This is a genomic window from Paenibacillus enshidis, from assembly GCF_042136365.1.
Classification (GTDB): Bacteria; Bacillota; Bacilli; order Paenibacillales; family Paenibacillaceae; genus Paenibacillus; species Paenibacillus enshidis.
The window spans coordinates 132665-158026 of sequence record NZ_JBHHMI010000008.1 but is presented as its reverse complement, the minus strand read 5'-3'; the positions used below and the strand labels follow the sequence as shown (position 1 = coordinate 158026).

22 protein-coding genes and 1 pseudogene are annotated in these 25362 nt (G+C 51.1%); 6 read left to right on the top strand and 17 right to left on the bottom strand.

Annotated features, from left to right (window positions below):
* Positions 1-53 precede the first annotated feature (53 nt).
* Both ACE41H_RS11790 and ACE41H_RS11785 read left to right on the top strand, forming a co-directional pair.
* Positions 54-401, top strand: a pseudogene (locus tag ACE41H_RS11790) (LysR substrate-binding domain-containing protein); the annotation flags it as partial.
* 134 nt (positions 402-535) lie between these two features.
* On the top strand, positions 536-1930 hold the full coding sequence (locus ACE41H_RS11785; protein ID WP_375355448.1) for a transcriptional regulator: 1395 nt from the start codon (positions 536-538) through the stop codon (positions 1928-1930).
* A gap of 414 nt (positions 1931-2344) precedes the next feature.
* On the opposite strand, the gene cydC is transcribed toward ACE41H_RS11785, so the two are convergent.
* From cydC to ACE41H_RS11765, 4 genes are all read right to left on the bottom strand, one after another.
* Positions 2345-4063: a thiol reductant ABC exporter subunit CydC gene (gene cydC, locus ACE41H_RS11780; RefSeq protein WP_375355447.1), complete on the bottom strand. Its 1719-nt coding sequence runs from the start codon at positions 4061-4063 to the stop codon at positions 2345-2347.
* The gene (gene cydD, locus ACE41H_RS11775; RefSeq protein ID WP_375355446.1) at positions 4060-5817 is read right to left on the bottom strand and encodes a thiol reductant ABC exporter subunit CydD; all 1758 of its coding nucleotides are present in this window, start codon (positions 5815-5817) and stop codon (positions 4060-4062) included. Before cydD ends, cydC begins: the two co-directional genes overlap by 4 nt.
* Before the next feature lie 67 nt (positions 5818-5884).
* Positions 5885-6901 carry a cytochrome d ubiquinol oxidase subunit II gene (locus ACE41H_RS11770; protein WP_375355445.1) on the bottom strand — a complete coding sequence of 339 codons (1017 nt, stop codon included), beginning with the start codon at positions 6899-6901 and terminating at the stop codon, positions 5885-5887.
* Positions 6898-8262, bottom strand: coding sequence for a cytochrome ubiquinol oxidase subunit I (locus ACE41H_RS11765; protein ID WP_375355444.1), 1365 nt, complete (start codon positions 8260-8262; stop codon positions 6898-6900). Before ACE41H_RS11765 ends, ACE41H_RS11770 begins: the two co-directional genes overlap by 4 nt.
* 397 nt (positions 8263-8659) lie before the next feature.
* Here ACE41H_RS11765 and ACE41H_RS11760 point away from each other — a divergent pair, with 397 nt between their 5' ends.
* Positions 8660-9628: a cation diffusion facilitator family transporter gene (locus tag ACE41H_RS11760; RefSeq protein ID WP_375355443.1), complete on the top strand. Its 969-nt coding sequence runs from the start codon at positions 8660-8662 to the stop codon at positions 9626-9628.
* A gap of 84 nt (positions 9629-9712) precedes the next feature.
* On the opposite strand, the gene ACE41H_RS11755 is transcribed toward ACE41H_RS11760, so the two are convergent.
* Genes ACE41H_RS11755 through ACE41H_RS11745 form a run of 3 tightly spaced genes read right to left on the bottom strand, consistent with a single transcriptional unit; the run spans position 9713 to position 11951 of the window.
* Positions 9713-9883, bottom strand: a complete 171-nt coding sequence (locus tag ACE41H_RS11755) for a hypothetical protein (protein ID WP_375355442.1) — start codon at positions 9881-9883, stop codon at positions 9713-9715.
* Between the two features lie 4 nt (positions 9884-9887).
* A complete protein-coding gene (locus ACE41H_RS11750) occupies positions 9888-10736 on the bottom strand; it encodes a sugar phosphate isomerase/epimerase family protein (protein WP_375355440.1) in 849 nt (282 codons plus the stop codon).
* 51 nt (positions 10737-10787) lie between these two features.
* Positions 10788-11951: a Gfo/Idh/MocA family protein gene (locus tag ACE41H_RS11745; protein ID WP_375355438.1), complete on the bottom strand. Its 1164-nt coding sequence runs from the start codon at positions 11949-11951 to the stop codon at positions 10788-10790.
* 195 nt (positions 11952-12146) lie between these two features.
* Between ACE41H_RS11745 and ACE41H_RS11740 the strand changes: the two genes are divergently transcribed.
* Both ACE41H_RS11740 and ACE41H_RS11735 read left to right on the top strand, forming a co-directional pair.
* Positions 12147-12989: a helix-turn-helix transcriptional regulator gene (locus tag ACE41H_RS11740; protein ID WP_375355437.1), complete on the top strand. Its 843-nt coding sequence runs from the start codon at positions 12147-12149 to the stop codon at positions 12987-12989.
* Between the two features lie 149 nt (positions 12990-13138).
* Positions 13139-14098 carry a bile acid:sodium symporter family protein gene (locus ACE41H_RS11735; protein WP_375355435.1) on the top strand — a complete coding sequence of 320 codons (960 nt, stop codon included), beginning with the start codon at positions 13139-13141 and terminating at the stop codon, positions 14096-14098.
* Here ACE41H_RS11735 and ACE41H_RS11730 read toward each other — a convergent pair.
* Positions 14073-14489 carry a RidA family protein gene (locus ACE41H_RS11730; RefSeq protein WP_375355433.1) on the bottom strand — a complete coding sequence of 139 codons (417 nt, stop codon included), beginning with the start codon at positions 14487-14489 and terminating at the stop codon, positions 14073-14075. The two genes, ACE41H_RS11735 and ACE41H_RS11730, sit on opposite strands and share 26 nt — an antisense overlap.
* A 170-nt stretch (positions 14490-14659) precedes the next feature.
* On the opposite strand from ACE41H_RS11730, the gene ACE41H_RS11725 reads away from it, so the two are divergent.
* Entirely contained in the window at positions 14660-15847 is a 1188-nt protein-coding gene (locus ACE41H_RS11725) for an oxalate decarboxylase family bicupin (RefSeq protein ID WP_375355432.1), read from the top strand.
* A gap of 114 nt (positions 15848-15961) precedes the next feature.
* Here ACE41H_RS11725 and ACE41H_RS11720 read toward each other — a convergent pair whose 3' ends face one another.
* From ACE41H_RS11720 to ACE41H_RS11680, 9 genes are all read right to left on the bottom strand, one after another.
* The gene (locus tag ACE41H_RS11720; RefSeq protein WP_375355431.1) at positions 15962-17878 is read right to left on the bottom strand and encodes a PTS fructose transporter subunit IIABC; all 1917 of its coding nucleotides are present in this window, start codon (positions 17876-17878) and stop codon (positions 15962-15964) included.
* An 82-nt stretch (positions 17879-17960) separates the two neighbouring features.
* Positions 17961-18872, bottom strand: a complete 912-nt coding sequence (gene pfkB, locus ACE41H_RS11715; protein ID WP_375355430.1) for a 1-phosphofructokinase — start codon at positions 18870-18872, stop codon at positions 17961-17963.
* Entirely contained in the window at positions 18869-19621 is a 753-nt protein-coding gene (locus tag ACE41H_RS11710; RefSeq protein ID WP_375355429.1) for a DeoR/GlpR family DNA-binding transcription regulator, read from the bottom strand. The genes pfkB and ACE41H_RS11710 overlap by 4 nt, the downstream gene beginning before the upstream one ends.
* Before the next feature lie 309 nt (positions 19622-19930).
* Positions 19931-20332, bottom strand: coding sequence for a hypothetical protein (locus ACE41H_RS11705; RefSeq protein WP_375355428.1), 402 nt, complete (start codon positions 20330-20332; stop codon positions 19931-19933).
* Positions 20333-20358: 26 nt separating this feature from the next.
* Positions 20359-20460: a GNAT family N-acetyltransferase gene (locus ACE41H_RS11700; protein ID WP_375355521.1), complete on the bottom strand. Its 102-nt coding sequence runs from the start codon at positions 20458-20460 to the stop codon at positions 20359-20361.
* A gap of 975 nt (positions 20461-21435) precedes the next feature.
* Complete coding sequence (locus tag ACE41H_RS11695; protein ID WP_375355520.1) at positions 21436-23013, bottom strand: glycoside hydrolase family 43 protein; 1578 nt, start codon at positions 23011-23013, stop codon at positions 21436-21438.
* Between the two features lie 5 nt (positions 23014-23018).
* Positions 23019-23465 (bottom strand): hypothetical protein, encoded by a 447-nt coding sequence (locus ACE41H_RS11690; protein ID WP_375355426.1) that lies wholly within the window; start codon positions 23463-23465, stop codon positions 23019-23021.
* A gap of 3 nt (positions 23466-23468) precedes the next feature.
* Positions 23469-24434, bottom strand: a complete 966-nt coding sequence (locus tag ACE41H_RS11685) for a pectinesterase family protein (protein WP_375355519.1) — start codon at positions 24432-24434, stop codon at positions 23469-23471.
* Positions 24435-24469: 35 nt separating this feature from the next.
* Positions 24470-25360 carry a dienelactone hydrolase family protein gene (locus tag ACE41H_RS11680; RefSeq protein WP_375355425.1) on the bottom strand — a complete coding sequence of 297 codons (891 nt, stop codon included), beginning with the start codon at positions 25358-25360 and terminating at the stop codon, positions 24470-24472.
* Positions 25361-25362 lie beyond the last annotated feature (2 nt).

Below are 25362 nucleotides of genomic sequence, written 5' to 3'. Positions count from 1 at the left end.
TTTACGGGCTGCCCCATGCTGACGGACGCGGGAATTAGACTCAGCATGCCTTTGCACGGCGATCGTCTTCACTCAGTCTTACGAAGCTGTCCGGCGAACCCTTTGTGGGCCTCAAGAATAACTGTGCCTTAAGAGCCACTATTTCCACATGTTCCAATAACACCGGCTTCCATCTGGCCATCACCTACGATGCTGAAGATCTGGTTACTGTAGCCGGCTTCATCAAAGCTGGTCTGGGTGTTTCGATCCTTCCGCAGACCCCAGGACTGGAGCTGGAGGGACTTGTCTGGATTCCGATAGCCGAGGAAGGCTGGGAATGGGAGATTGGCCTGAAATGGCGAAAAGACCGCCACCTTCCGGCAGCGGCCAGGGAGTTTATTGATTTTATTAGACAGCGGTGAGGTGCTGCTATTTCAGTAAATGGCGGACAGCAATCTCCTTATTGGAGAGCCCGTCGGAATGCATCTATTGACCTCCGTTCAAATAATGGTTATATTTGTAATATATTATCAAAAAAATATTAGAGGTGGTTCGTTTGAACAATACAACCACGATTCTCAAAGAGTTGGAACAATTTATACAGAAGGATGGTTTAAACATCAATCAATTCGGGAAACGGTCCGGGATGAATGCAGGTACGGTGAGTTCCATCTTGAATAATAAGAGGGTGCTTGCCGTGGATCAGTTGGACCGGATTACGGCAACAATGAATCTACCCCATGGGCATTTTTACGAGCAGTACATGCAAGAGTATCTGAATGAAATTGCCCCGAATTGGCGCAGAATCAAACCTTTCTTATACCGCTGCACTGAGTTGGATAAGCTGGAGTGCATCAAGCAGGCTGTAAATTTGTTGATGGATAACCTGTTATATTTGTCTTCTCTGCTTGAGGTAGCGGAAGATTTTTTTGGCCAGGGCAAACATACTGCAGCAGCAATTCTTTACGAGAGCATAGCTTTAAGCGAGAAAAATCAGCATTCAGAGCGGTTAGCCTTTTGTCAGTACAGATTATTTCTAATCAGACAGGGAAAGGATCTTGAACAGAATTACCAGGCAGCCATACAATTTGAGCCTTTCGCTGATCGACTTCATGAGATTGAACAACTGGATGCACTGAAGGATTTGGCGAATACATATCGCTCATTACACCGATGGGAGAAGGTTTACACAACTGCTGTTAAGTTGCAACATATAGCAAAAATCCAATACTCGTTATCACATTCATCTAATAAGGAACTAACAGTAAGTCAAAAAAATCCATCAAGACCCCTATTTTTTTATGTGGCATATAGCAATCTGTTAATTGGTGGTTTTTTCCACGATCAGGGTAACTATGAGATGGCATTGGAAATGGCCTATAAATATGCAGATTTAGAATGGGTGAAGGAGACGGATGAAGAAACACTTCACTGGAAAGGTCTATTTCAAGAGTGGGCCAGAGCTAATATTTTTTTAGCTAAGTTAATGTCAGGTGACACAAAATTGCTTTCAGAATATGTGAACTACATTGAATCGAGAGAAATTGAAATGATTCGTGGCTTATGGAATGTCATGATGATGGCAAATCGATTTGGAGTTGATGTGGATCATATTCTCACAAAATTTGGTGCTGTACTAACCAATCTCCATGAACAAAAAGGAAACGAAATATATAACGATCAAAATATTGCCGATCAACATGTTGGTCTACTATCTGAGCTGGCGCAATATTATTTATCTAAAGGCCATTACGAAAAGGGATTTCATCATTTGTTAGACGGCCTGAAAAAATCTACTATAATTAATGATGAAAGCACTATGCTTCGGTTTATTCGACTATTTGAACGTTTCCGAAAGTTTGCATTAGTCGAAACAAAGCTGGAGTATCATAACTTAGTGGAAATGGGAGGAAAACATGAAGAAAATAATTTCTCTGCTGTTCGTAACTAGTTTAATATTATTTGTGACTTCGAACTCTATTATTCAGTTGTCATCAATCCACGGAGGTGGATAAGCTAGCCCATTCCGACAAAGATCAGTGGGCGAACCGTTGATTTCATTAGTCATGTTTCACATTTGAAAATCTTATTAAGTTCATTATCGACTATGGTCTGGCAGTAATTATTGCATTATTCATATATGTGTTGATTGGGAAATTTTTTACGAGAAGTGATGAAAAATAAAACATAAGGACTCCTATTGGCTATATACCGATGGAGTCCTTCAATATATCAACATCTCTCCACCGGGCCTCCATAGTCAACTAATTCGGGCATGTTACCGGATAAGAGAGAAACAAAGAAACTGGCTGAAAGCCAGTGCTTGACTGTAACATCGCGGAACAATGAATGAAAAAGCTAAATGTTAATCGCCGATCATTTGCAGCTCGATTTGCTTCATTTCATAAAAATATCCCTTTTGCTCCATCAACTCTGCATACGTGCCTGCCTCAATGACTCTTCCCTGGTCCATGACCAATATGCGGTCCATCTCCTCCAGGCCGGTCAGCCGATGGCAAATCAGCAGAAGCGTATCGTCAGCCGCCTGAGTCAGCAGGTGCCGGAAAACGCGCTGCTCCGTTACGTAATCCAGTGAAGATGTCGGCTCGTCCAGAAGCCATAACCGCCCTTTCCGGAGCATTGCCCGGGCCAGAGCCAGACGCTGCTTCTCTCCCTCCGACAAGTTCTCCCCTTTTTCATACACTGTATCATCGAGCGATTTATTCGGCAGTTGCGCTTTTTCCAGTATAGCTGACAACACTTCGTCGGAAGGAGGTTCCCCATTCAGCAGCAGGTTGTCCCGAATGGTGCCCCGGAAGAAATGGCTGTGCTGCAGCACAACATTGGACGCTTGCCAAATGCTCGCTTCATCCAGTTCCTGGGGCGAAACTCCATTTAAACGAATCTGGCCTTCTGTCGGTGTGCGCAGCTTGAGCAGCAATTCGATGATGGTTGTTTTACCTGATCCGCTCGCCCCGACAATCGCGGTTTTGGAACCCGGCGGAATATGAAGAGAAATGTCCTTCACCGCTGGACGCCACTCATCTTCATATTGAAACGTAACGCTGCAGAGATCAATCGAAACGGCCTGCTTATCTGAAAGAACACCGCTTGGTTGCGGCAGCTGCTTATCCGCGGCATGAACCGTTTCCGCAATCCGCCTTGCCGCATGCTCGCTATCCTGCTTATAAGCAGGCAACGTAGCCATTGCCGCAGCTTCTTCAAACACCGTGAGTGAAGCCATCACCAGCATAGCGAGAAACACGCCGGCAAGTGAGCCGTGTATAATCAAATAGGCGCCAAGCACCAGCACACCCCAGGAAATGAGGTATGTCACAAAAGTATGCAGCGATTGCCCGCGCAGCAAGTGCCGGGCTGCTGCCTGCTGCGCGGCTGCCAATGTGACGAAGGTTTGCTGCAGCTGCTGCTCGCGCTTTTTCAATTGCCCGTATACTTTCAAATCGCGGAACCCGTAAAGCAATTCAGTCACTTCAGTGGAAAACGCCGCCCGCTGCCGGCGCACATGGCCATGTATCTTTCTCTGCCCGAGCAGAACAAGCCCTGGAACCACAAAAGCCGTTGCCAGCATCCCCAGCACAAACAAACAGGCCACCCAGAACGAAAAGGCCGAAGTAAACAAAACCGTAGCCAAAAACACCATCACGACAACGACAGGGGGATAGGCGACACGTATAAAATAATGCTGCAAGCTTTCCACATCCCCGACAATCCGCGCGAGCAGCTCGCCGCTCCGCTGTTTGCCCAATATCCCAGGTGTCAAAGGAATTAGCTTGGCAAAAAAGGAGGTGCGCAAACGGCTGAGTATGGAGAACGTCGCCCGGTGGGAATACAAGCGTTCGGCGTAGCGGCTTGCCGCCCGCAGCAGGCCAAGTATTTTGACCAGTGACGTCAGCACAATCAAGGTATAAAGCGGCGGGGCAAACACCGTCTGGGAAATCATATAACCGCTTGCGGCAAAGAGGCATACACCCGCTATACCGGCGATGAATCCGCCTATGATCGCCATGACAATATCCTTCCGTTCCTGAAGCATCGCCTTTGTTAAAATAGCCAGGTCATTCATGCGAATCCTCCTTTGCGCTGAACCTCCACCATCTCGGCATATTGGGGCAGACGGGCAAGCAGCTCATCATGACGACCGCAGTCCAGCAGCACTCCGTTGTCCATAAACAAGATCCGGTCGGCATGCCGTATCGTGTACAAGCGGTGAGCCACGGTAATCATGGTCGCTTTTGTTGCAAGCTCGGCAATGGACCGCTGCAGGACGCGTTCGGTGTGCAAATCCAATCCCACTGTGGGCTCATCAAACAAAATGACAGCAGGCTGCTTCAAAAAAGCACGCGCCAGCGCAAGCCTTTGCTTCTCACCGCCTGACAACCCCCTGCCTCCTTCACCGACAAAGGTGTCATAGCCCTGCTCCAGTTCGGCTGCAACGTCAGCAAGCCCGGCGGCCTCCGCCGCCTGCACGACTTCAGCTCTGGAGACGTCCCGGTTCGCGCCAAGTGTTATATTGTCGGCAAACGTGCCGGCGAAAATATACGGATGCTGGGTAATGTAGCTCACGTGCTCAAACCATGAAGCTTCATCGTATTGCGCAAGCGGACGTCCGTTCACCAGCACTTCTCCCGCTGCCGGCTTCAGCAGACCGGCAATGAGATGCAGTAGAGTTGTTTTGCCGGACCCGCTTTTTCCGACAATGGCGATTTGCTCCCCAGGTCCAAACGACATGGAACCGGCTGCAAGCTCGAACGAATCCGGCGCATACCGAAAGCGGACATCCCTCAGCTCGATGGATGGCGGCATCCGAATCAGATCTAAATCGGCACCCTCTCCTCTATCCGTTGGTACGCTCTCTTCCCTTGTTTCTGCAAGCATTTCTTCCACTTTACGGACTGCACCCATGCTGGTGCGGCCGCTGTGAAACGCAGTTCCCGTGTTTTTTAACAGGCTGTAAAATTCGGGCACCAGCAGCAGAATCAAAAAGGCGGTGTGAAAGGACAACGATTTGAACACCAGCAGCTGCAACGCTAGCTCAAGCGCAACAATGCCTATGCTGAGCATCACGATCGATTCCAGCATAAAGGTATTGGTAAAGGCAATCCGCAAAATGCCCATCGTCGCATCCCGATAACCAAGGCTGCTGCGTTCAATTTCCTGCTGCTGGTGACGGGCCCTGCCATACAGCTTGAGCGAAACCAGCCCTTGCAGCGAGTCGAGGAACGTACCGGAAAACTCGGCCAGCTGCGCAAATTTCTCCTCCGATTTGTTCTTCGTTTTCAGCCCTACAAGCACCATAAATATCGGGATAAAAGGGGCGGTAACCAGCATAATCAAGCCGGAATTCATATGCAGTGTGAAAACAACGATCAAGATCAGAATCGGAATGACGGCGGCTTCCATCATCCGCGGCATATACTGGCTGAAATAACTGTCCGCCTCATCCACGGCATCCAGCGCCACACTCACCTTGCCACCAGTTTGCCCGCGCAGTGCCGAAGGTACGGAAGCATCGGCCAGCTTTCGCAACACCTTGGCCCGCATCTCCGTTTTGGCATTGGCAGCCATATGCAAGCCGACTCGCCCGTTTTCATACGACAGCAGCGCTCGCGCAGCCATGACAGCCAGCAAAAAGCCAAGGATGACAACAACCGACGACAAGGAAGCCTGCTGCACAAAAATCCGCTCGACGGCTTCAGCGAGCAACACGGCCTGGCCCGCAATGGCTGCACCAAGCGCAAGCGACAGGCCACCCAGGAGAACAAGACGTTTTCTTTGTGCAGACATGAGCTCGGATATAAGACTGGTTTTCCTTTTCACGCAGACTCCCCTCCTTTATACATACGCCTGTAAGGTACTCCCAACATGCAGTCATACATACACTGGCTCATTTTTTACCTTTGACATAATCCGCATCAAACAGGAATAACCTGAAGACCAGAATAAGCGACGGAACCAGCAGGCACAGGCCGCCGATAAAGGCAACCACAAGCGCAATGCCCATCGACTCCTGCGTAGCCCCGCTTTGAATGGTAATGTACGGATCCAGAATATAAGGATATTGCCCGATCCCGTACGCAAAAAAGGCACAAAAAAACTGCAGCATGACACATATAAAGGCCAGTCCGTAACGGCGTCCACTGTACAGCAGCCACAGGGCTATGATGAAAAAACCAACAGAAAGCGCCAGCAGCCACCATAAATCCATCATGTTTTGAAAATGCCGCTCATTGTGCTGGCTTAGATAAATAAATGCCGTAAGTGCCGCAATAATCGTGGGCGTGCTCCAAAACAGGGCATAGGTCCGCATCAGCTTCAGCGCTGACTGATCGTCCGCCCGGGAAGCGTAGAAGGCCAGGAATGATCCGCTAATGAACAGCACCGATACGATGGCCAATGCGACGATGCTCCACGACAACGGACTTGATATCAGCGACCCATATTCCAGAGAAACAGCTCCGCCTTGCTCCACAATAAAACCGCCCTCGGAAAGCGTCAGTGCCACCGACAAAGAAGCCGGAATGAGCAAACCCGTTGCCCCATATAAAAACAGATAGACGATGTTTTCTTTGGAGCCGTAATTTTCAAACGCATAAAAGGAGCCGCGAATAGCCAGCAAAATAATAGCGATACTTCCCGGCACAAGCAGCGCAGAGCCGTAATAATAAGCCGTGTCAGGGAAAAAACCGACGATGCCTACGAAGAAAAAAACAAAAAACACATTGGTAATCTCCCAGACAGGAGATAAATAACGGGATATCAAACGACTGATCAGATGATCCTGTTTCGTGAGACGGGCATAAAAGGCAAAAAAGCCGGCGCCATAATCAATGGAGGCCACAATTAAATAACCGTACAAAAACAGCCAGAGCACCGAGATGCCAATCAATTCGTAACTGATCATACCGGCTCACCCTTTTCCATGGATTGAATATGCTGCTCTTTCATAAGCTTGTCCAGCTCGGCTTCTGCCGGTTTATCACGGAACAAGCGCCTCAGCACCAAGACACACATAATCCCCAGTACAATATACAAAAGCAGGAAGAGGAAAAAGAGAATCCTCACACTCGGTGACGAAGTGGCCGCTTCCTCTACGCGCATATATCCACGGATAATCCACGGCTGCCGCCCGATTTCCGCATAGAACCAGCCCAGTTCAACGCCTAGAAAAGATAGCAACGTACTAAAAACAATCCCCCGCAGCAGCCACTTGTTAAGCTCACTGCGTTTTTTCCAGAACAAAAACAGAAAATACAACAGCGCAACGGCCAACATGGCAAAACCGATCCCGGCCATGAAATCAAATAAATAGTGCACAAGCAGCGGCGGCCGTTCATCGAGGGGAAACTCCTCCAGCCCCGTTACCTCGGCATTAAAGTCGCCAAAGGCCAGGAAGCTGAGCGCTTTCGGAATGTGGATGGCTCCCATGACCTTCTGCTCCGCATTCAGCCAGCCCAATAAAATCAAATCCGCACCGCTTTCTGTTTCAAAATGCCATTCCGCCGCCGCCAGCTTCTCCGGTTGATGCTCTGCCAAAAACTTGGCCGACACATCTCCGGCCAGGGTTGTCAGCAGGCTGAACACCAGCACAACCGCCATCATGAGCTTTAATGCTTTCTTGTGATACGCCGACGGCCCTTTTCTCAGCATCGTGTAGGCCGCAATTCCCGCCAGCAGGGCAGCTCCCGTCAAATAGGCCGAGGTTACGACGTGAAAGACTTTGGAAGGCGTTGCCGTATTCAACATCGCCTGCAGCGGATGGACCGCCGTAAATTGGCCCGCTTCCATGACAAAACCTCCAGGCTGATTCATAAATCCGTTCACTGTCGTAATAAAAACAGCGGACATGCCTGCCCCGACGACAATCGGAATGGTCAGCAGCCAATGGATATACGGATTGCGAAACCGGTCCCATGTGTACATATAAATCCCCAGGAAAATAGCTTCAAAAAAGAACGCAAAAACCTCCATAAATAGCGGGAGTGCGATCACATTTCCCGCCAATCGCATAAAGTTTGGCCACACAAGCGAAAGCTGCAGGCCAATCGCCGTTCCGGTCACCACGCCTACGGCCACGGAAATGACAAATCCTCGCGTCCATCTTTTGGCCATGAGAATATAATGGGGGTCCTTCCTGCGTATGCCGACGAATTCGGCAATGGCAATCATGAACGGAACACCAACGCCAATCGTGGCAAAAATGGCATGAAACGCCAAGGTCATCCCTGTCAGCCATTTGCTCCACAGCACAGTATCTATCACCACGCCAGACTGTCTCCTTTCAATCACTGTTATTTCAAGCATCGGGATTGAATCCAGCCGAAACCTGCCCGATATTTAAAATTTATTATAACGACGCAATGTCTCAAATTAATCACGAAAGGAGCTCAGTTCAAAAAAGAATCAAATCTTTCTGACAACTCGGTGAAAAACAAAGAAAACCACCCCATCGAGTCATTGATCCGTTTCCCGTTGTGTGGTAAAGACCGAATAATAAAAGGTATTTCTGTGCAAAATAGTCACCAAGCCGAAAATGAGAAATATGGGTTGACACACGTATTGGGGACCCAATATAATAAAGTCAAACAAAACATATGAACAATTGCTCATATATTCAATATTTTGATCAAGCCATTCAATATGTAAAAGGAGTTGATACCAAATGTCCGGACATAATCACGGTCATGATCATGGGCACAGCCATGTTCATACCAGCAATAAAAAAGTACTCCTGATATCATTCATTATTATTACAGCGTACATGATCGTCGAAGCGGTTGGGGGTGTGATTACCAACAGCCTGGCCCTGATTTCCGATGCGGGTCATATGTTGTCCGATTCCATCGCTTTAGGCATTGCATTGCTCGCATTCACGTTTGGAGCAAAAGCCGTTAACACAGGGAATACGTACGGTTACAGACGATTTGAAATTTTAGCCGCAGCTCTTAACGGCATCACGTTAATCGGGATTTCCGTCTATATTTTCTATGAAGCGATTGAACGTTTCACGAACCCGCCGGAAGTGGCTACGCTAGGCATGTTAATTATCAGTACGATCGGGTTGCTGATCAATGTATTTGTCGCATGGCTCATGATGAGGGGAAGCGATACAAAGAACAACCTGAATATGCGCGGCGCCTATTTGCACGTGCTCAGCGATATGCTGGGGTCCGTCGGCGCCATTGCCGCAGCTCTGTTGATGATGTTCTTTGGCTGGGGCTGGGCAGATCCGCTTGCAAGCGTCATTGTCGCGGCACTTGTTTTGCGCAGTGGTTACTTTGTCACAAAATCGTCCTTGCACGTCTTGATGGAAGGGGCGCCGAATAATATCGATTTGAACGAAATTGTCGATTCAATTCGAAGAGTGAACGGCGTTAAGGGAGTCCATGATGTGCACATTTGGTCCATTACAAGCAGCATGAACGCTCTTACAGCTCATATTGTCGTCGGCGGAGACAAGACGATCTATGAAGCCGAGGCGATTCTCAAAGAAGTCGAACACATGCTGGAACACAAAGAAATCCGGCACGTGACGTTACAAGTCGAATCCGAACAGCATGCCCACGATAGCTCAATTTTATGTACCGCCAAGGCCGATGCGCCCGGAGCACATGCCCATCATCACCATTGATTGAATACAGAAGCGGAAAAAAGCGACGGTTCATTGAACCGTCGCTTTTTAAATCGTCTGCCAATTCCGCCACGACCGCACCTTTTAAACCCAAGCGGTACGGGAAGCTTCGTAAATTTGCTTGACCAATCTGAGCGATTTGATGCCTGCGTCACCGTCCAGCCAGAACTTCTTCTCTTCTCGAATATGTGTGTAAAAATCATGGCATTTTCCGTACGGTGCATAATTCATGCCATCCTGTCTGTTTTCAGCCACTCGCTCACATCCTCTCCCGTACAAAATCGGCAAACGCTTTCAGAAGCTGCCGGGATTCATACTGGCCGCTGAAATCCTCGATCCCGAGATAGCCTTCATAATGGACAGCTTTCAGGGCTTGCAGCACCTCTGCATAATCGATCATTCCCTCTTCCAGCGGTGACCAGCCTGCCAACCAGCGTGCAGTCCCGTCTACTCTCCGGCCTTCCTGCTTCCAGGCCGCGTTCTTGATATGAACATGCGCCAGATAAGGGCCCAGCAGTTCCATGCCCAATTGGAACGGTTCATACCCTTCGTACACCATGTTGCCCGGATCATAGAGGACTCCGATATAATCGGGATTGCAGCCACTGACGAGACGGTAGGCCAGAGATGCGCTGGGCGCGATCGTTCTGTGATGGGTTTCTACCAACCCCTTGATGCCGTAGCGTTTAGCCAGCACTTCAGCCTCCTTCAGGTAGCGTACCGTTTCCTCATACAGCCGGGGGTAAGGCATCTTTCCGTCATATCCTGCCACGCCAACACGGATCATGTCTGCTCCAAGCTGGCTTGCCGCATGAAAAGCCTGCTCCGCCGCTTCCAGATCCCCCACCTGCAAATAAGGCATCAGGCCCGCCACCTTAAGTCCCCTGGATGCCGTGACCTCCCTGAGCTTCAGCAACTCCTCGCTCGTAAGCTGCGGATCGATAGAGCAGCGGTTATTGCGCCAATACGAGGGCTGCTCGTCCGCTGCATCCGGGGGAACCTCCCTGTACCTCCATTCCACCCCGTCCAGCCCGGCTTCCCTGGCAGCATCCGCCAGCTGCTCCGGTGTCAGGTCAGGTGTGGCTACCGTAAATACGGAAAGCTTCATATCCGTCACCCCTATCATTAAGAACATGGAATCATTGCCGGTTCGTAACGCTTAATGTGAACCCGATACATCCAGAACGATACTGCCGCCCCCGTCTTTGCGGAAGGAAGAACTGCGGATTCGCTCATTCAGCATATCCGCATACAGCTGCTCATCCAGAGGAAGGCTGACCCAGTTGTCGGTCCAGGTAGACAAATGCATGGCATTGGACAATGTCAGTCCGAGAATACCTTCCTCCCCTGGTGCCAGCAGCTTTTCCCCATGAAGAACGGCATTGGTGAAATTTTGCAAAATGCCTCTGTGCTGGGTTCCTTCCCCGCCGGTCAAAGGAATGTCGCATTTCCAGCACTCTGGACTGCCAAATCCCCCTCTGTAGCTTGCGTTAAATTCGGGCTCCGGCGTCCGCAGCCTCCAGAACGTCAGCTTGCCGTCCTCGGCCACAATTTTGCCGCGGTCACCCGTCACCTCAAAACGATTGGTGCCCGGCGCTTCACCTGTTGTCGTAATAAAAACACCTGTTGCCCCATTTTCATATTCCGCATAAGCCGTAACATCGTCCTCTACTTCAATATTGCGGTACTTGCCGAATTGGCAAAAAGCTCTGATGCGTACCGGCATCAAACCTGTCGTCCACTGCCACAAATCGAGCTGGTGCGGGTCCTGGTTCAGAAGCACGCCGCCCCCTTCTCCGGCCCAGGTCGCTCTCCAGCCCCCTGAATCGTAATAGCTCTGGGAGCGGTACCAATTCGTTATGATCCAGTTCATTCTGCGCACCTCGCCAAGCTCCCCCGACAGCACCAAATCCCGCAGCTTCTGATACAGCGGATTGGTACGCTGGTTGTACATGATGCCGAACACCCTGTCCGCTGCGGCGGCAGCCTCGTTCATTTCACGCACTGCCTTCGTGTACACGCCGGCCGGCTTCTCCACCAGCACGTGATAGCCGTGCCTGAAGGCTTGCACTGCAAGCGGCGGATGATCATAATGCGGCGTGGCGATGAATACCGCATCCATGGCTCCTGAAGCTAAAAAGTCCTCCACATCGCTGAACCTGCGCACATGATCAGGCAAATGCTGCTCCGCCCAGCGAAGGCGCTCGGGGTTCGCATCACACACCGCTGTCAGCTCCGCCCCCTGAATGTGCTGGCTCAAACTGACGGCATGCGAGGTTCCCATATTGCCGATGCCGATGATGCCGAATCGCACCTTTTCCATTTCGTGCCCGCCCTCCCTTTTCATGACCCATATCCGTTTCGCCGCCCTCCTAAAGTGTAGCCTGAGGACAAAGCCGCGAACATGACCGCAACTAAGAAGTTTTTGCACGATCCTAAGATGAATCTGATAAATCTGCTATAATAAATGATAGCGCTGTCAAAAATGTAATGAATTAAATCAGGAGGTGAAATCGCAGTGAATGACTCCAATCCGTTCTACTGCGGCCTGCTCGACGGCCTGACGGTAAGCGTCTCCCATGCCCAGCAGCGCAGCACTTACGCCGGCTGGAACCGTTCGGAAGAAAAGCCCTCGTTCAACAGGCTTTACTTTATCGCCAGCGGTGAAGGGAAGGTGATGATCAACGATGTTCCCTACTATCCCAGAGCCAACCAGATCATGCTGATGCCCGCCTTCACCCGCCAGATCACCGAGACGTCTGTTCACAATCCGTATGACCGCTATTTTATCCATTTTGACGCACGCATCGGGGAATGGCCGTTGTTTCACACCGCGAACCGGCTTTTCATCACCGATGTTGCCGATCCTGCGGCCGTCCGCTCCCTGTTCGCCGACACGATCACGCAATTCAACCGGCCCAGCGTGTATTCCGTACTGAGAATGAAAGCGTCCGTGCTCTCCATCCTGGCCTGCTGTTTTGAAGAGGAAGGGCATACCGACTTTATCCATGAATTCGTCCTGCCGGCAGAGCACGGCAGCTTGGCCGGTGTGCTGCAGTATATCAACAGCCATTTGCATGAGCAGATGGAGGTGGAGCAGCTGGCAGAGATCATGCATCTGCATCCCAATTATTTTATCGCCTACTTCAAAAAATATATGGGTGTGACACCGATGAGATATGTGCTGGAAAAAAGGATGGAAGAAGCCAGACGTCTGCTCTCTTTCTCAGATTGGAGCATCAGCGACATCGCGGAGCATATGGGAATGGAGCTGGCCTATTTCTCCAGAAAATTCAAGCAGCTGGCAGGCGTCTCTCCGAAGGTCTACCGGGCAGCCACCAACGATTCGGTTCATTCCTAGACAACGAGCGATGAATTACCTTTTGGCTCAGTGACTTTTTTAAAAAATTTGAGCGGAATGATCCTCTTTCTATTAATTGGGTGTATTATACTATTAATAGCTGTCGTTCGAACGTTCACGTTTTCAAAGCAGATTGGAGAGACGATTCCTTGATAAGAACTCACATGATCCGCATCAATACAGTTATGGAAAAATGGACCCCGTTGATCGCGCCCAGTAGTCTCGTGCTTGGCATCCTGCTGGCCCATTGGCTGAGCCCCTATACCGGGCTTGTTCCGTGGATATTCGCCTTTATGACATTTTCCGGCAGTCTGGGCTCCAGCTTTGACGATCTGAAAAGGGTACTGGCCCGCCCGCTGCCCTTGCTCGTATCCCTGCTGCTGCTTCATGTGTGGATGCCCCTGGTTGGCTGGGCCGCAGGGTCTCTTTTCTTTCCTGCGGATATATATACGATCACGGGTATTCTGCTCGCTTTTACCATTCCGACCGGAATCATCAGCTTCATGTGGGTATCCATGTTCAAGGGCAACATTGCCGTGACCCTGTCGCTCATCCTCATTGATACCTTCCTGTCGCCATTTATTGTGCCCTACACCCTGAAGATTGTGGTTGGGGCCGACGTGCAGATCGATACGTTCGGCATGATGGCAGGCCTGCTGTGGATGGTCGTTCTCCCGTCACTGCTCGGCATGCTGCTGAACCACCTGACGAAGGGGCGAATCAAAAGCAGCCTGGGGCCCCTGCTCGCGCCCTTCAGCAAAATCGGGCTGATTGCCGTCATTTCCATCAACAGCTCGGTGGTCGCTCCCTTTATCATGGATTTTGATTGGAAGCTGGTTCAGATCGCACTTGTCATTTTACTGGTGGCGGCTTCCGGGTATCTCTTCGGGCTGCTGGCAGCCCGGCTCTGCAAGTGGGACCGCGGCATCGCCGTGGCGATGACCTTTAACTGCGGCATGCGCAACATCAGCGCGGGGACAGTTCTGGCCATGACCTATTTTGCTCCTGCCGTGGTGCTGCCCGTCATTCTCGGATCCCTTTTTCAACAAATTCTGGCATCCAGCTATGCGCAGCTCCTGCGCTTCATGTACCGGAAGCAGGTTCAATAGCGGCAATGCAATCCACTTCAATCAGCCAATCCGGCATGCCAAGCGCTTGAACTCCCAACAATGTACTCGCTGTCAGCGGCCATTCCTCGCCAAATACTTCAAAGCCTGCCTGGAAAATAACCTCCACCAGCTCTTCGCGATGATTGACAACGTGTATTTTCATCTGCACCACATGCTCGGGCAGGGTTCCGGCTGCCTCCAGCGCCAAATTGACATTTTTGAACACCTGTAGAGCCTGTTGTCTGTAATCGTTCTGGCCAACCAGCTCCCCATTACGGTTAACTGCCACCTGTCCGGAGATAAAAGCCAGGCTTGCCGGTGGTGTAACAACCACCTGTGTGATTAAATGGCTGAACCTTTGATCCAGCGTAGACGGATTAATTTTTTTCATGTGATTCACTCCTCTTTTTGTTCCTTACAAAACAATAATAACATAAAATTGTTTCTCTCAAAACATTTTTGATTAGGCCTGTTCTCCACATAAAAAAAGCAGCTCCCTCATATGTTGTTTGTAGAATTGGGTTCTCCGGCGAACCATGATTTGGAAGGAGCTTGGATCACATGGGAAACGGGCATGAGCGTAATAACAAACAATATAATGTGCCACAGCCGATTCGGGAAAATGGCGCGGGCGGTCCGGATTACGGGCCACGGGATGTCCTCAGAGACAGACAAAATCCCGACCTGCTGATTCCCCCAACTACCGATAACGGTCTGCTGCCGAATCTGAAATTTTCATTCTCAGACACAAGTATGAAGCTCAACCATGGCGGATGGTCCAGAGAGATCACGGCCCGCGAGCTGCCAATTGCCACAACGCTGGCGGGTGTAAATATGTACCTGACCCCGGGAGGGGTGCGCGAGCTCCACTGGCATCAGCAGGCAGAGTGGGCTTATATCATCCTGGGGAGCGCACGCATCACGTCGGTCGATCAGAATGGAAGGAACTTTATAGGGGATGTAGGTGCAGGAGATCTTTGGTACTTCCCGCCCGGACTGCCACACTCCATCCAGGGATTGGCCTCAGGGTGCGAGTTTTTGCTTGTTTTTGATGACGGAAATTTCTCGGACTTAAACACATTATCCATCTCCGACTGGTTCGCCCATACACCCAAGGAGGTTCTGTCCTCCAATTTTGGCGTTCCTGAACAAGCTTTTGACACCATTCCCCACGATCAGGTCTATATCTATCAGGATAAGGTGCCCGGTCCCATAGAGAGCCAGCAGGTTCAATCCCCTTATGGTACGGTTCCTTTAAACCTCACTCATCGCCTGCTGGCACAGCCGCCGTTCAGAACTCCCGGGGGAAGTGTGCGCATTGCAGACTCCAGAAATTTTCCTGTATCCAAAACCGTCGCCGCCGCTCTGGTCGAAGTCCATCCGGGCGCTATGAGAGAGCTGCATTGGCATCCCAATCAGGATGAATGGCAGTACTACCTGACCGGGGAAGCGCGCATGACCGTTTTCGCAGCCAACGGAAGAGCCCGCACCTTTGATTACAGAGCCGGAGATGTCGGTTATGTCCCTTTTGCCTTTGGCCACTATATTCAAAATACCGGGACTGAAACGTTGTGGTTCCTGGAAATGTTCAAAAGCGACCGGTTTGAGGATGTATCGCTGAACCAGTGGATGGCACTTACCCCGCGCGAACTGGTCAAGTCCAATCTGAATGCAGAGGAAGAGCTGCTTGATTCCCTGCGCAAGGTAAAATGGCCTGTGGTCAAATATTCTGCTGCTCATAAGAAGTAACGTTGGACCGAATCAAAAAAAGCTGGGCCAAAACAAAAATCCCCTCCATAACAACTGTGCTCCCAAAGCACTACATGTTATAGAGGGGAAATTTATGCTCGCTACAGAATCTGCTTACGCTTCAATTCTTTTTTTCCACAATCCCAGTACAAGCCCGGATACAACTGCGCCAATAGCAACGGCCAGCAGGAAGAGCAGGGCGTGGTTGGCAAGCGCCGCTACGAAGATACCGCCGTGCGGAGCCGGGATGTTAATAGCCCAGAGCTGTGTCAAACCGCCCGCAATCGCCGAGCCCAGAATACAGGAGGTGAGTACACGCAGTGGATCAGCCGCTGCAAAAGGAATTGCACCCTCCGTAATGAAGGACAGGCCGAGCACATAGTTGGTCAGACCGGATTTTTGCTCCTGCTGTGTAAATTTGTTCTTGAAGAACGTTGTCGCCAGGGCGATCGCCAGCGGAGGCACCATGCCGCCTGCCATAACCGCCGCCATCATCTCTCCGTTCGTATTGCCGCTGGACGTAAATACGCCAATGGCAAATGTATATGCCGCTTTGTTGAACGGTCCGCCCATATCAATGGCCATCATACCACCCAGGACAAGACCAAGCAGAACCGCGTTGCCTGTGCCCAGGTTGTTCAGGGCTCCTACCATCCAAGCGTTGATCGTGCCGAAAATCGGATCGAAAATATAATACATGACCGTACCAGCAATCAGCAGGCCGAACACTGGGTAGAGAAGGATCGGCTTCAGACCCTCCAGCGTTTTCGGCAAACCGGCAAAAGCTTTACGCAGCCCAATGACGACATAACCTGCCAGGAAACCTGCTGCCAGACCGCCAAGGAAACCGGCGTTGGAGTTCACGGCCATGAGTCCGCCTACCATACCCGGCATCAGTGCCGGACGGTCACCAATGCTGACTGCGATAAAACCGGCCAGAACCGGGATCAGGAAGTGGAAAGCTCCATCTCCGCCACCCAGCGCCATCAGCAGCTTGAACAGCGGGTTGTCTGCACCCCCGATCTGCTCAAACAGGAAGGAGAGGGCCAGCAGAATCCCCCCGCCGACAACAAATGGAAGCATGTGGGAAATCCCGTTCATCAGGTCCTTGTATATTTTGCTTCCGATGCTGGCTTTCTCCTCATGCTTTTCACCCGTGGTGCTGCCGCCTTCACTGCGATAGATCGGAGCATCACCTTTTAACGCCTTCGAAATCAGCTCCTGCGGCTTGCGGATGCCGTCGCTGACCGGTCTTTGCAGCACAGGCTTGCCGTCGAAGCGGTCCATATCCACCTTTTTATCGGCTGCTACAATGACCCCTTTGGCACGGCGAATTTCTTCGGGTGTCAGCACGTTTTGCGCTCCCTCCGAGCCATTGGTCTCTACCCGGATTTGCACACCCATTTCCGCAGCCTTCTTCAGCAGCGCGTCCTCTGCCATAAAGGTGTGGGCAATGCCGGTCGGGCAAGCGGTTACCGCGACAACAAAATCCCCGTTTTCAGAAGCTGCTTTCGTTACCTCGGCAGGTGTCGACTGGGCGGACGATGTTGGCTTGCTGTCTTTTTTTCCCGCCTCTTCCTCCTGTCTGGCATCAAACAGAGCTGTCACTTCATCCGGTGTGCGTGTATTCATCAGTTGGTCAATGAAATCGTTATCAATTAACAGCCTGGATAAGGCCGCCAAGGTGCGAAGATGCGTATTGCCTGCTCCTTCCGGGGCCGCGATCATAAAAAATATGTTCGCAGGCTGGCCGTCCAGGGATTCGTATTCAACACCTTTGCTGCTTTTGGCGAATACTACGGTCGGTTCGTTAACCGCTTTGGTTTTGGCATGCGGCATGGCAATACCATTGCCGATTCCTGTGCTCGATTCCCCTTCGCGCTTCAGGATCATTTCTTTGAACAGGACAGGATCATTAATCCGTCCGCTGGTGGCAAGGCTCGCAATCAATTCGTCGATAGCGGCTTCCTTGGTGGTTGCCTGCATATCCATGATCATCGTTTCTTTAAGCATCAGATCTGTAATTCTCATTGTTTTGCACTCCCCTTGAGTTCGTTCAACACCTGGACCGGCAGCAAGGCCGCAGCCTTGTCTGCCTCCCCCCGATTTTTGCTTAACATTCCGAAATTTTCACCTGCGGCAGCAGCTGCTCGATCAGCGAACGGACGGCCAGATCGTCGGAAAAAGCCGTCGCACTGCCGGAAGCGACTCCTGTGCGGAAAGCCTCCAGCGGATCGCCGTTCAGAACATAAGTCCCGACGAAACCCGCGATCATGGAATCGCCTGCTCCGACAGAGTTCTTCACCGTCCCCTTGGGCACGGTTGCGTGGTATACCTTATCCGCTGTAATAAGCAGCGCCCCTTCGCCAGCCATGGAGATCAGCACGTTCTGGGCACCTGACTCCAGCAGCTTGCGGCCATATGCAGCGATCTCCTCACGTGTGTGAAGCTCGACGCCGAACAGCTCCGCCAGCTCATGGTGATTCGGCTTGACGAGCAGCGGCTTGTGAACAAGCGCTTTCATCAGCGCTTCGCCTGTCGTATCAATCACAAATTCCGCTCCCGCCTGCCGGCATGCGCCGATCAGCCGCTCGTAAAAATCCCCGCCAAGCGAGGGCGGTATGCTTCCGGACAGGATGACAATGTCATGCTCGTGCAGCGCTGACAGATTGCGCAGCAGGGCCTCGGCTTCCTCCTGGCTAATATCCGGTCCAAGCCCGTTAATCTCTGTCTCGTCCCCGTGTTTAAGCTTGATGTTGATGCGAGTGTCGCCCTGGACCGTCACGAAATCGGTTCGAATGGAGTCCTCGCGCAGCTTATCCTCAATAAAACGGCCGGTAAAACCGCCAAGAAAGCCGATTGCAGTATTCTCCGCTCCTAGCTGCTTCAGCACGCGTGATACGTTAATGCCTTTGCCTCCGGGCAGCTTCAAATCCCTTTTCATCCGGTTCAAGCCGCCCAGCTTTACGTCTTCAACTTCCACGATATAATCGATGGAAGGGTTAAGCGTCACAGTATATATCATGGTTCTCCCTCTATGATTTCAGTTTTCTGTGCAATCGCCCGGCGCCAGTGCTCCGGCACGGATTCCGTTATCAGCACACCTTCCTTTAATTCAAACAGTTTGGCAAAAGCCACTTCGCCGATCTTGCTGGAATCTGCCAGCACGTAAGTCTTGCTTGACAGATCGTGCGCACGCCGCTTGATTAACGCCTCCTCCGGATCGGGCGTGGTGTAGCCCATTTCGGGATCCACCCCGTTCGTGCCGATGAAGCATTTATCAAACCGGAAATTGTCCAGATTCTGGAGAGCAATGCTGCCGATGACGGCTTTCGTATGCATCTTCATCATTCCGCCCAGCAAATAGCTGCGAATCTGTTTGCTCACCAGGGCTTCGACATGGGACAATCCATTGGTCACCACGGTTACGTCCTTGGCCTCGATATGAGGAATCATCGCTAATGTAGTTGTACCCGCATCCAGATAAATGCATTCCCCATCCCGTATTTCCTGGGCTGCTAGACGACCGATGACGGTTTTTTGTTGAACGTTTTTGAACGTTTTCTCATCCATCCCCGGCTCCTGGCTTTTCTGGTTAAGCAGGGCCGCTCCTCCATGCACACGCTTGAGCAGCTGACGGCTTTCAAGATCGATCAGATCACGGCGGATCGTCGATTCCGAAGCGCCAAGCTCCTCAACCAGCTGCTGCAGTTTTACAACACCGTTAATCTGTAAGCGCTCTAAAATTAACTTGTATCTTTCCTCTGTCAGCATGGCATCTCCTCCAACTGAAGTTATCTTATCATATTATCGTTAAAAAACAATCATTTTCATTCAAAAAACTTCAGGGAATTTTAGGTTAACAGCGTTATTTTACAGAATCGTGAACAGGATTTCCAGCAGTTTGGTTTCGCTTACAAACTTAGGATTACATCTGTTGTCCTGAACTTCAGGATAAATACTGCGGGAACGCTCCAAAAAAGGCTCACCGCAAGTGCGGCACACCAAAAAACGGCATTTCATTCGGAAAGCTCAGAATGAATGCCGTCTTTTTTTGAGAGCCACTCCATGGCGGTTCGAAGTTTACCTCTTGTCTTGTTCCTCCAGGACTATATCATCTTCGGAAACTTTCTCGAACTTAATTGCTTTTTCGTAACATATTTTGCTATCATCAGCAGCCCAATTTACTAACGAAGTGATGATGTATGTACCATTCTTCTGGTGTACGGATAAGTCAGTAGTAATATACTCATATTCTGTGTGGTTCGCTCTATACAATATATAAGTGTATTTTTCATCATCGTGTAGAGAGAAGCCGTTACTTTCAGAATCCCTTGCGATTTCATTCTGAAATTGTTCAGGAAGCTCACCAATATTTAGGACTTCATATTCTACCTTCTGCTTCATCGTTTGATAATTTGAGAATGAAATGATAAGAAGAACAACTATAGATACAGTAGACACAACTACGAATAATTTTTTCAATGTTTTACTCCTTCTGTTAAATATGGTCAATAGACGGCATAACCTCTTTCCAAACATTCCTTAATATATTTTTGTCCCAGTATGGTTGCTAAACCACGATTTCGAGCATTTTGGTCAAATGTCGCTATGTAAACTTCACTGGATCACCTAGCAAAAAGTATTCCAAACCTACCGCATATACTAGCGCAGTCCGAGGTTCTTCTATCTGATCATAATACATTCCTCCTGGTAATTTTAATAGTCGTAGAATCCATGCCCACTTTTTCTACCTAAAATTATACATACAAAAAATGCCCGGTTGAGGGCCCAAATCCAATTAAACCTTTGTAGACACTGGGTTCTGAGGAATTCGAATCCCCTTCTTGCAAGTTTGCCGATATCCGTGCTTGACAGTCAAGCCGATAACCGATCGTGGCAAGGCATGTGACTCGCTGTCCGGTGGCTTTGCACGATTATCCCGTTGGATCAGGTACAAAAAACAGCGACCCGGCGGCCGAAAATACTTTAGGCACGTTAAAGAAAATAACAGATCCAACGGAGGCACGAAAAATGCCTGTTGTTACGCTATTCAGGACAAGGGAGAGGAGCAAGGACCCGAAAACATAAAAGACCCAGGTCCTCGTTGCCGCTTGAACCCGAAAGTTTCCGATGTCCTCGTTCATGCGGCCCCACACCGATCAAGCCACGCACATCATGCTCACCTTTTCCCGTTTAAGTACTGTAATTAGGCCGCAGCCGCAAGAGGCTGAACCGATTGGCGCGCGATCAGTCGGCGGTAAGGGATCGCCGGAATCGTCACGCCCATGTACAGCAATTTCCGCCACATTGTTTCTTCCCCTAGGCCCCCCCAACCCTCAACTCCCGCATTCTGAGCAAAAGGGATAATCGTGCAAAGCTGTATGGAAAGGCACCAGACAACACACTAACCTCACTCTGGCTACTAGACTCTGAGGGGGCCGAATGCCCTTCCTGCAAGAAAGCTAGCAAAAAGCGGTCTGCTTTGATTCAGCGTCAACCCAGCAGTAGATCTCCGTTTTACCCCGTTATTTCAGGGCTTGTTTGACGATTTCATGCTGCGAAAGTTGAGTTATAAGGTGCAGGGTTTACTCGTCTTTGCCAAAATAGCGGAAGCTGGAAAAATCAGCATGGCTGCCTGCGAACTGCTGCATATCGTGAGCACCAATGCCGATAAAATTGCCTGTAAAGCCCCCAGACAGGAAACTGATCCGCTGCTGCTCAAAGAGCGGCTTCCAATCCCCGGCATCCGCATCCGTCCCGGTCCGGTAATAAAACTGCGCATCCGCCTCATTAACCTCCACAGCCAAATGAACGGGCACATGCTCGTCAATAACCACCGCTTCCGGCAGCAGCATAAATTGGTCCCCTTCACATTTCATCATCCGAAGCACCTTTCCCAGTGTCTCATCCCGGCTGACACAGAGATACAGGTAGCTCTCATCATTCAAATAGAGCAACAGCCCGGCCATTTGCAAATAGCTCTGTGGGTCATACTCCAGCACCGTTTCTGCACGGAACCGTTTATCCGTCTGCCGAATGGCGAGCAAGTGATGCCGGAAAAGGCTCTGCACCGACTCCCCCGCTGTAATTCTAAGGTAGCCGGGACGCGCCGCCAGCGAGCACCAGCTTTCATCCGCCAATATGCGCAATGTATTCCAGGCTTTTTTCAGCTCTGTACCGTCGAATTCATCCGCGAACTCCCGGTTCCGCACCTGCATGTCTGCGTTAAGACCCGCACCATCTGGCACAGGAACCTGTACCAACGGCGTATTGCCGCCTGCCGTCAGTCGCAGCCAGCCATCACTATCCCAACAGACCTGCTGCAAGGCAGTCTCCCGTCCCAAAATCGCATACTTTCCTTCCATGGGCCGGGTGCACAGATGCACCATGTACCAATCTCCGTCCGGAGTCTGCACCAGGCTTCCGTGTCCCGCACACTGCAGCTCCAGTTCCGGATGATCCCGCGAGGTCAGCATCGGATTGTGAGGGTCCACTTCGTAGGGACCGGACAACTCCCGTGATCTCGCTACGGTTACCGCATGTCCGGAGCCGGTTCCCCCTTCGGCTGTAATCAGGTAGTAATAGCCGTTCTGCTTGTAAATATGGGGCGCTTCCGTTTTCTTTAACCATGTCCCGTCAAAAATTTTGACAGGCTCGCCGATTAAACGCTGTTGCACGCTGTCATATTCCTGCATAACGATGCCGCTTGATTTATTGCTTTCCTTGATCCGGTAATCCCATAGGGCGTTCAGCAGCCATTTGCGGCTATCCTCATCATGGAATAGGGAAGGATCGAAGCCGCTGCTGTTCAAATACACAGGCTCCGACCAGGGTCCATCAATCGAAGGGGCAGTAATCAGAAAATTATGAGCATCCTTGAAGGGACGCCGGGTGCTCTTCACATCTGTATAAACAAGATAGAAAAGCTCATCATGATAGCTGAGCTGGGGAGCCCAGATGCTGCAGTTCTTCGGATTGCCCCGCAGATCAACCTGATCGGTCAAAATATCGACGTAATGCTCCCAGCGTGCCAGATCCCGCGATTGATACACCCGCACGCCGGGCAGCCACTCGAAGGACGAGACGACGATATAGTACATCTCCCCGGCCCGCACGATGCACGGGTCAGGATTAAAGCCTCGCAAAATCGGATTCTCAATCATTTTGTTCATAAGGTTCCAGGGTTCTCCTTTTCCTCATCCGCCGTAGTCAGACGCCTGTTCCGAATCGCACATAAAACCGCAGCCGCAAAATAACAAAATGCGAGCGGAAAGCCAAGATATTGAGTACCGAGGAGCAGGCATAATCCAGCGAGCACATAACAGACGGCCGCCGCCATTAAGCGACGGTTCTTGCCTGCACATAGCCCGGCCAGAATCGCCAGGATCAGCACGGCCATGACCGTAATGCCGAACCAGGCCCCCAGCGTGCGCATTCCCTCATAGCTTTCCTGCAGCATCAAACCGCCGTCACTCTCCTGCAAAAGCGGAAAAAGTGTCGTTTCGAAGGTTCCCAAAGGCATCTGCAGGATCACCATAGAAAATCCGCCAGCAAACACAGCCGACAGTACAGATGCAAGCCAGCATAGGCCGATTTCCCATTTTCGTAACGTCATCGCCTAGTCCCCTCCATCCTGCCAAAAGTCCGTTCCGGCAAAAACCTTGCCTTTCGTCCATGCCTTCTCCCCTGCAGCCAGGCACCCTGCCCACGGCACACGAATCGTGCGCAGTGCCGCCGCATCACGTGCGTTATATTCACGGTAATCGACTGTTTCTTCGTTCGCCGGATTGTCCCAGTTATCCCAGCCTGCAGAATGAATGTGCCCGCCCATGCGGCAGCCGGCATACACCGTTTTTGCATATTCGCGCCACGGACGGCCAAGAAAAACGGATGAAACGCCCGGATCGGCGGTCAAGAAGCAATTTTTGAACACATAACCATACTGCTGCCCTTGCGGCGTAGACGCGGCGGCGATGTACCCCTGCTGACCGCCTGCATGCCGCAGGCTGCGGATTTCGCAGCTCTCGAAAAAAGCGGTCGCCCCGCCAAAAATGAAGTCCACCGTTCCTTCAATATGGCAGTGCTGGTACAGCTGCCGATACTGTGCATGGTGCTCGCGCAGCTGGATGCCGCCAAAGCTCGCCCGCTCCTTCGGCTTGGGCGGAAGCGGTCCGGTAAACAGGGTGTCCTGATGCCCCTTGAAGGTGCAATTCCGGAACACCGTTTCATCGCAATGCGCATATACGGCCACCGCTTGCCCAATCTCCTCCCCTTGCCCGGCTGTATTGGAGACAGTCAAATTCTCCAGCACCAGTCGGCGTCCTCCCAGAAACAGGGTGGGAGTGGCGAACGTTCCGATTTCCTCGCCCTGCTCGTCAAGCTCTTTGGCATACCGGTCCATAGTGATTTCCACCTGACCGATGCCCACCATACGCAGCCATGAGCGGTAAATGCGAACCGTCTCCTTATAAACCCCTGGCAAAATATACAGAGTCTCCGGCTGCTGCGGGTCGCTCTGCTCCAAAGCATCAATAGCAGCCTGAATGGTGGCGAAATCACAAAAGGGCTCTTTTCCTACCAGCATCATGCGCACGTCCCTTCCTTGCAATGATCCGGAAATTACAGATGGCTGGCCAAAAAACGCTGCCATGCCACCCTCATTTCCAACGTCTCCATATGCCCTCCGGAAGTGATCACAGGCTGCCAATGCTCCGGCTTGCCTGCTTCACGGTATGCTGCCGCCAGCCCTTCAGCCAGGTGCTCGACCCCTTCAATAGGACACAGCCTGTCATTCCTGCCCGTCAGACTCATGCGCGGGCGGGGGACAATACCTTTCTGAATGTCCAATGTGGTGAAATGCTTCAACAGTCCGGGAACATACGAATAAAAACCATGATGGTCCAAGCCTCTTTTGGCGATAAGCGTGTGGGCTTCCACCTGTCCGCAAATGTCGATGACGACCCCAATCCGTTCATCGAGCGCCCCCAGCCACCATGCCATCAAGCCGCCCATCGACATGCCGATGGTCGCGATCCGTGCAGCATCAATTTCCTTGCGTGTACACATATAATCAAGCAAACGGCAGTTATCGTAGAGCATCATGCCCCACATGACCCGGCCGTGCCACAGCATTTCTTTTACCAGTTCGCTTTCGGTTTTACCGCCCCGTTCATTAAATCCCCACATGTCGATGCAGCACACCGCATAGCCCATCCCTGTCAGCACCGAGGCGAATGACGGCTGCTGCAAATACGGGCTGCTGCGGATCAGCTCGTTGCGACCGTTGGCATAATTTCCGCCATGCGAATGATTAAACACGACCAGTGGATAAGGCCCCTCACCTGTTAAAGGAAAAGCGATAGAGGCAGGCACCCGCTCCAGCCCGTTAAGGTCCAGCAAAACGGATTCCAGCCTGTATCCGTCCCGCTCCTCCTGCTGCATCATTTCTGCCGACATTGGCGTTTCCGGAGGGATATCACCCAATAAACTCAGCAACAAATCCTTCTCCATAC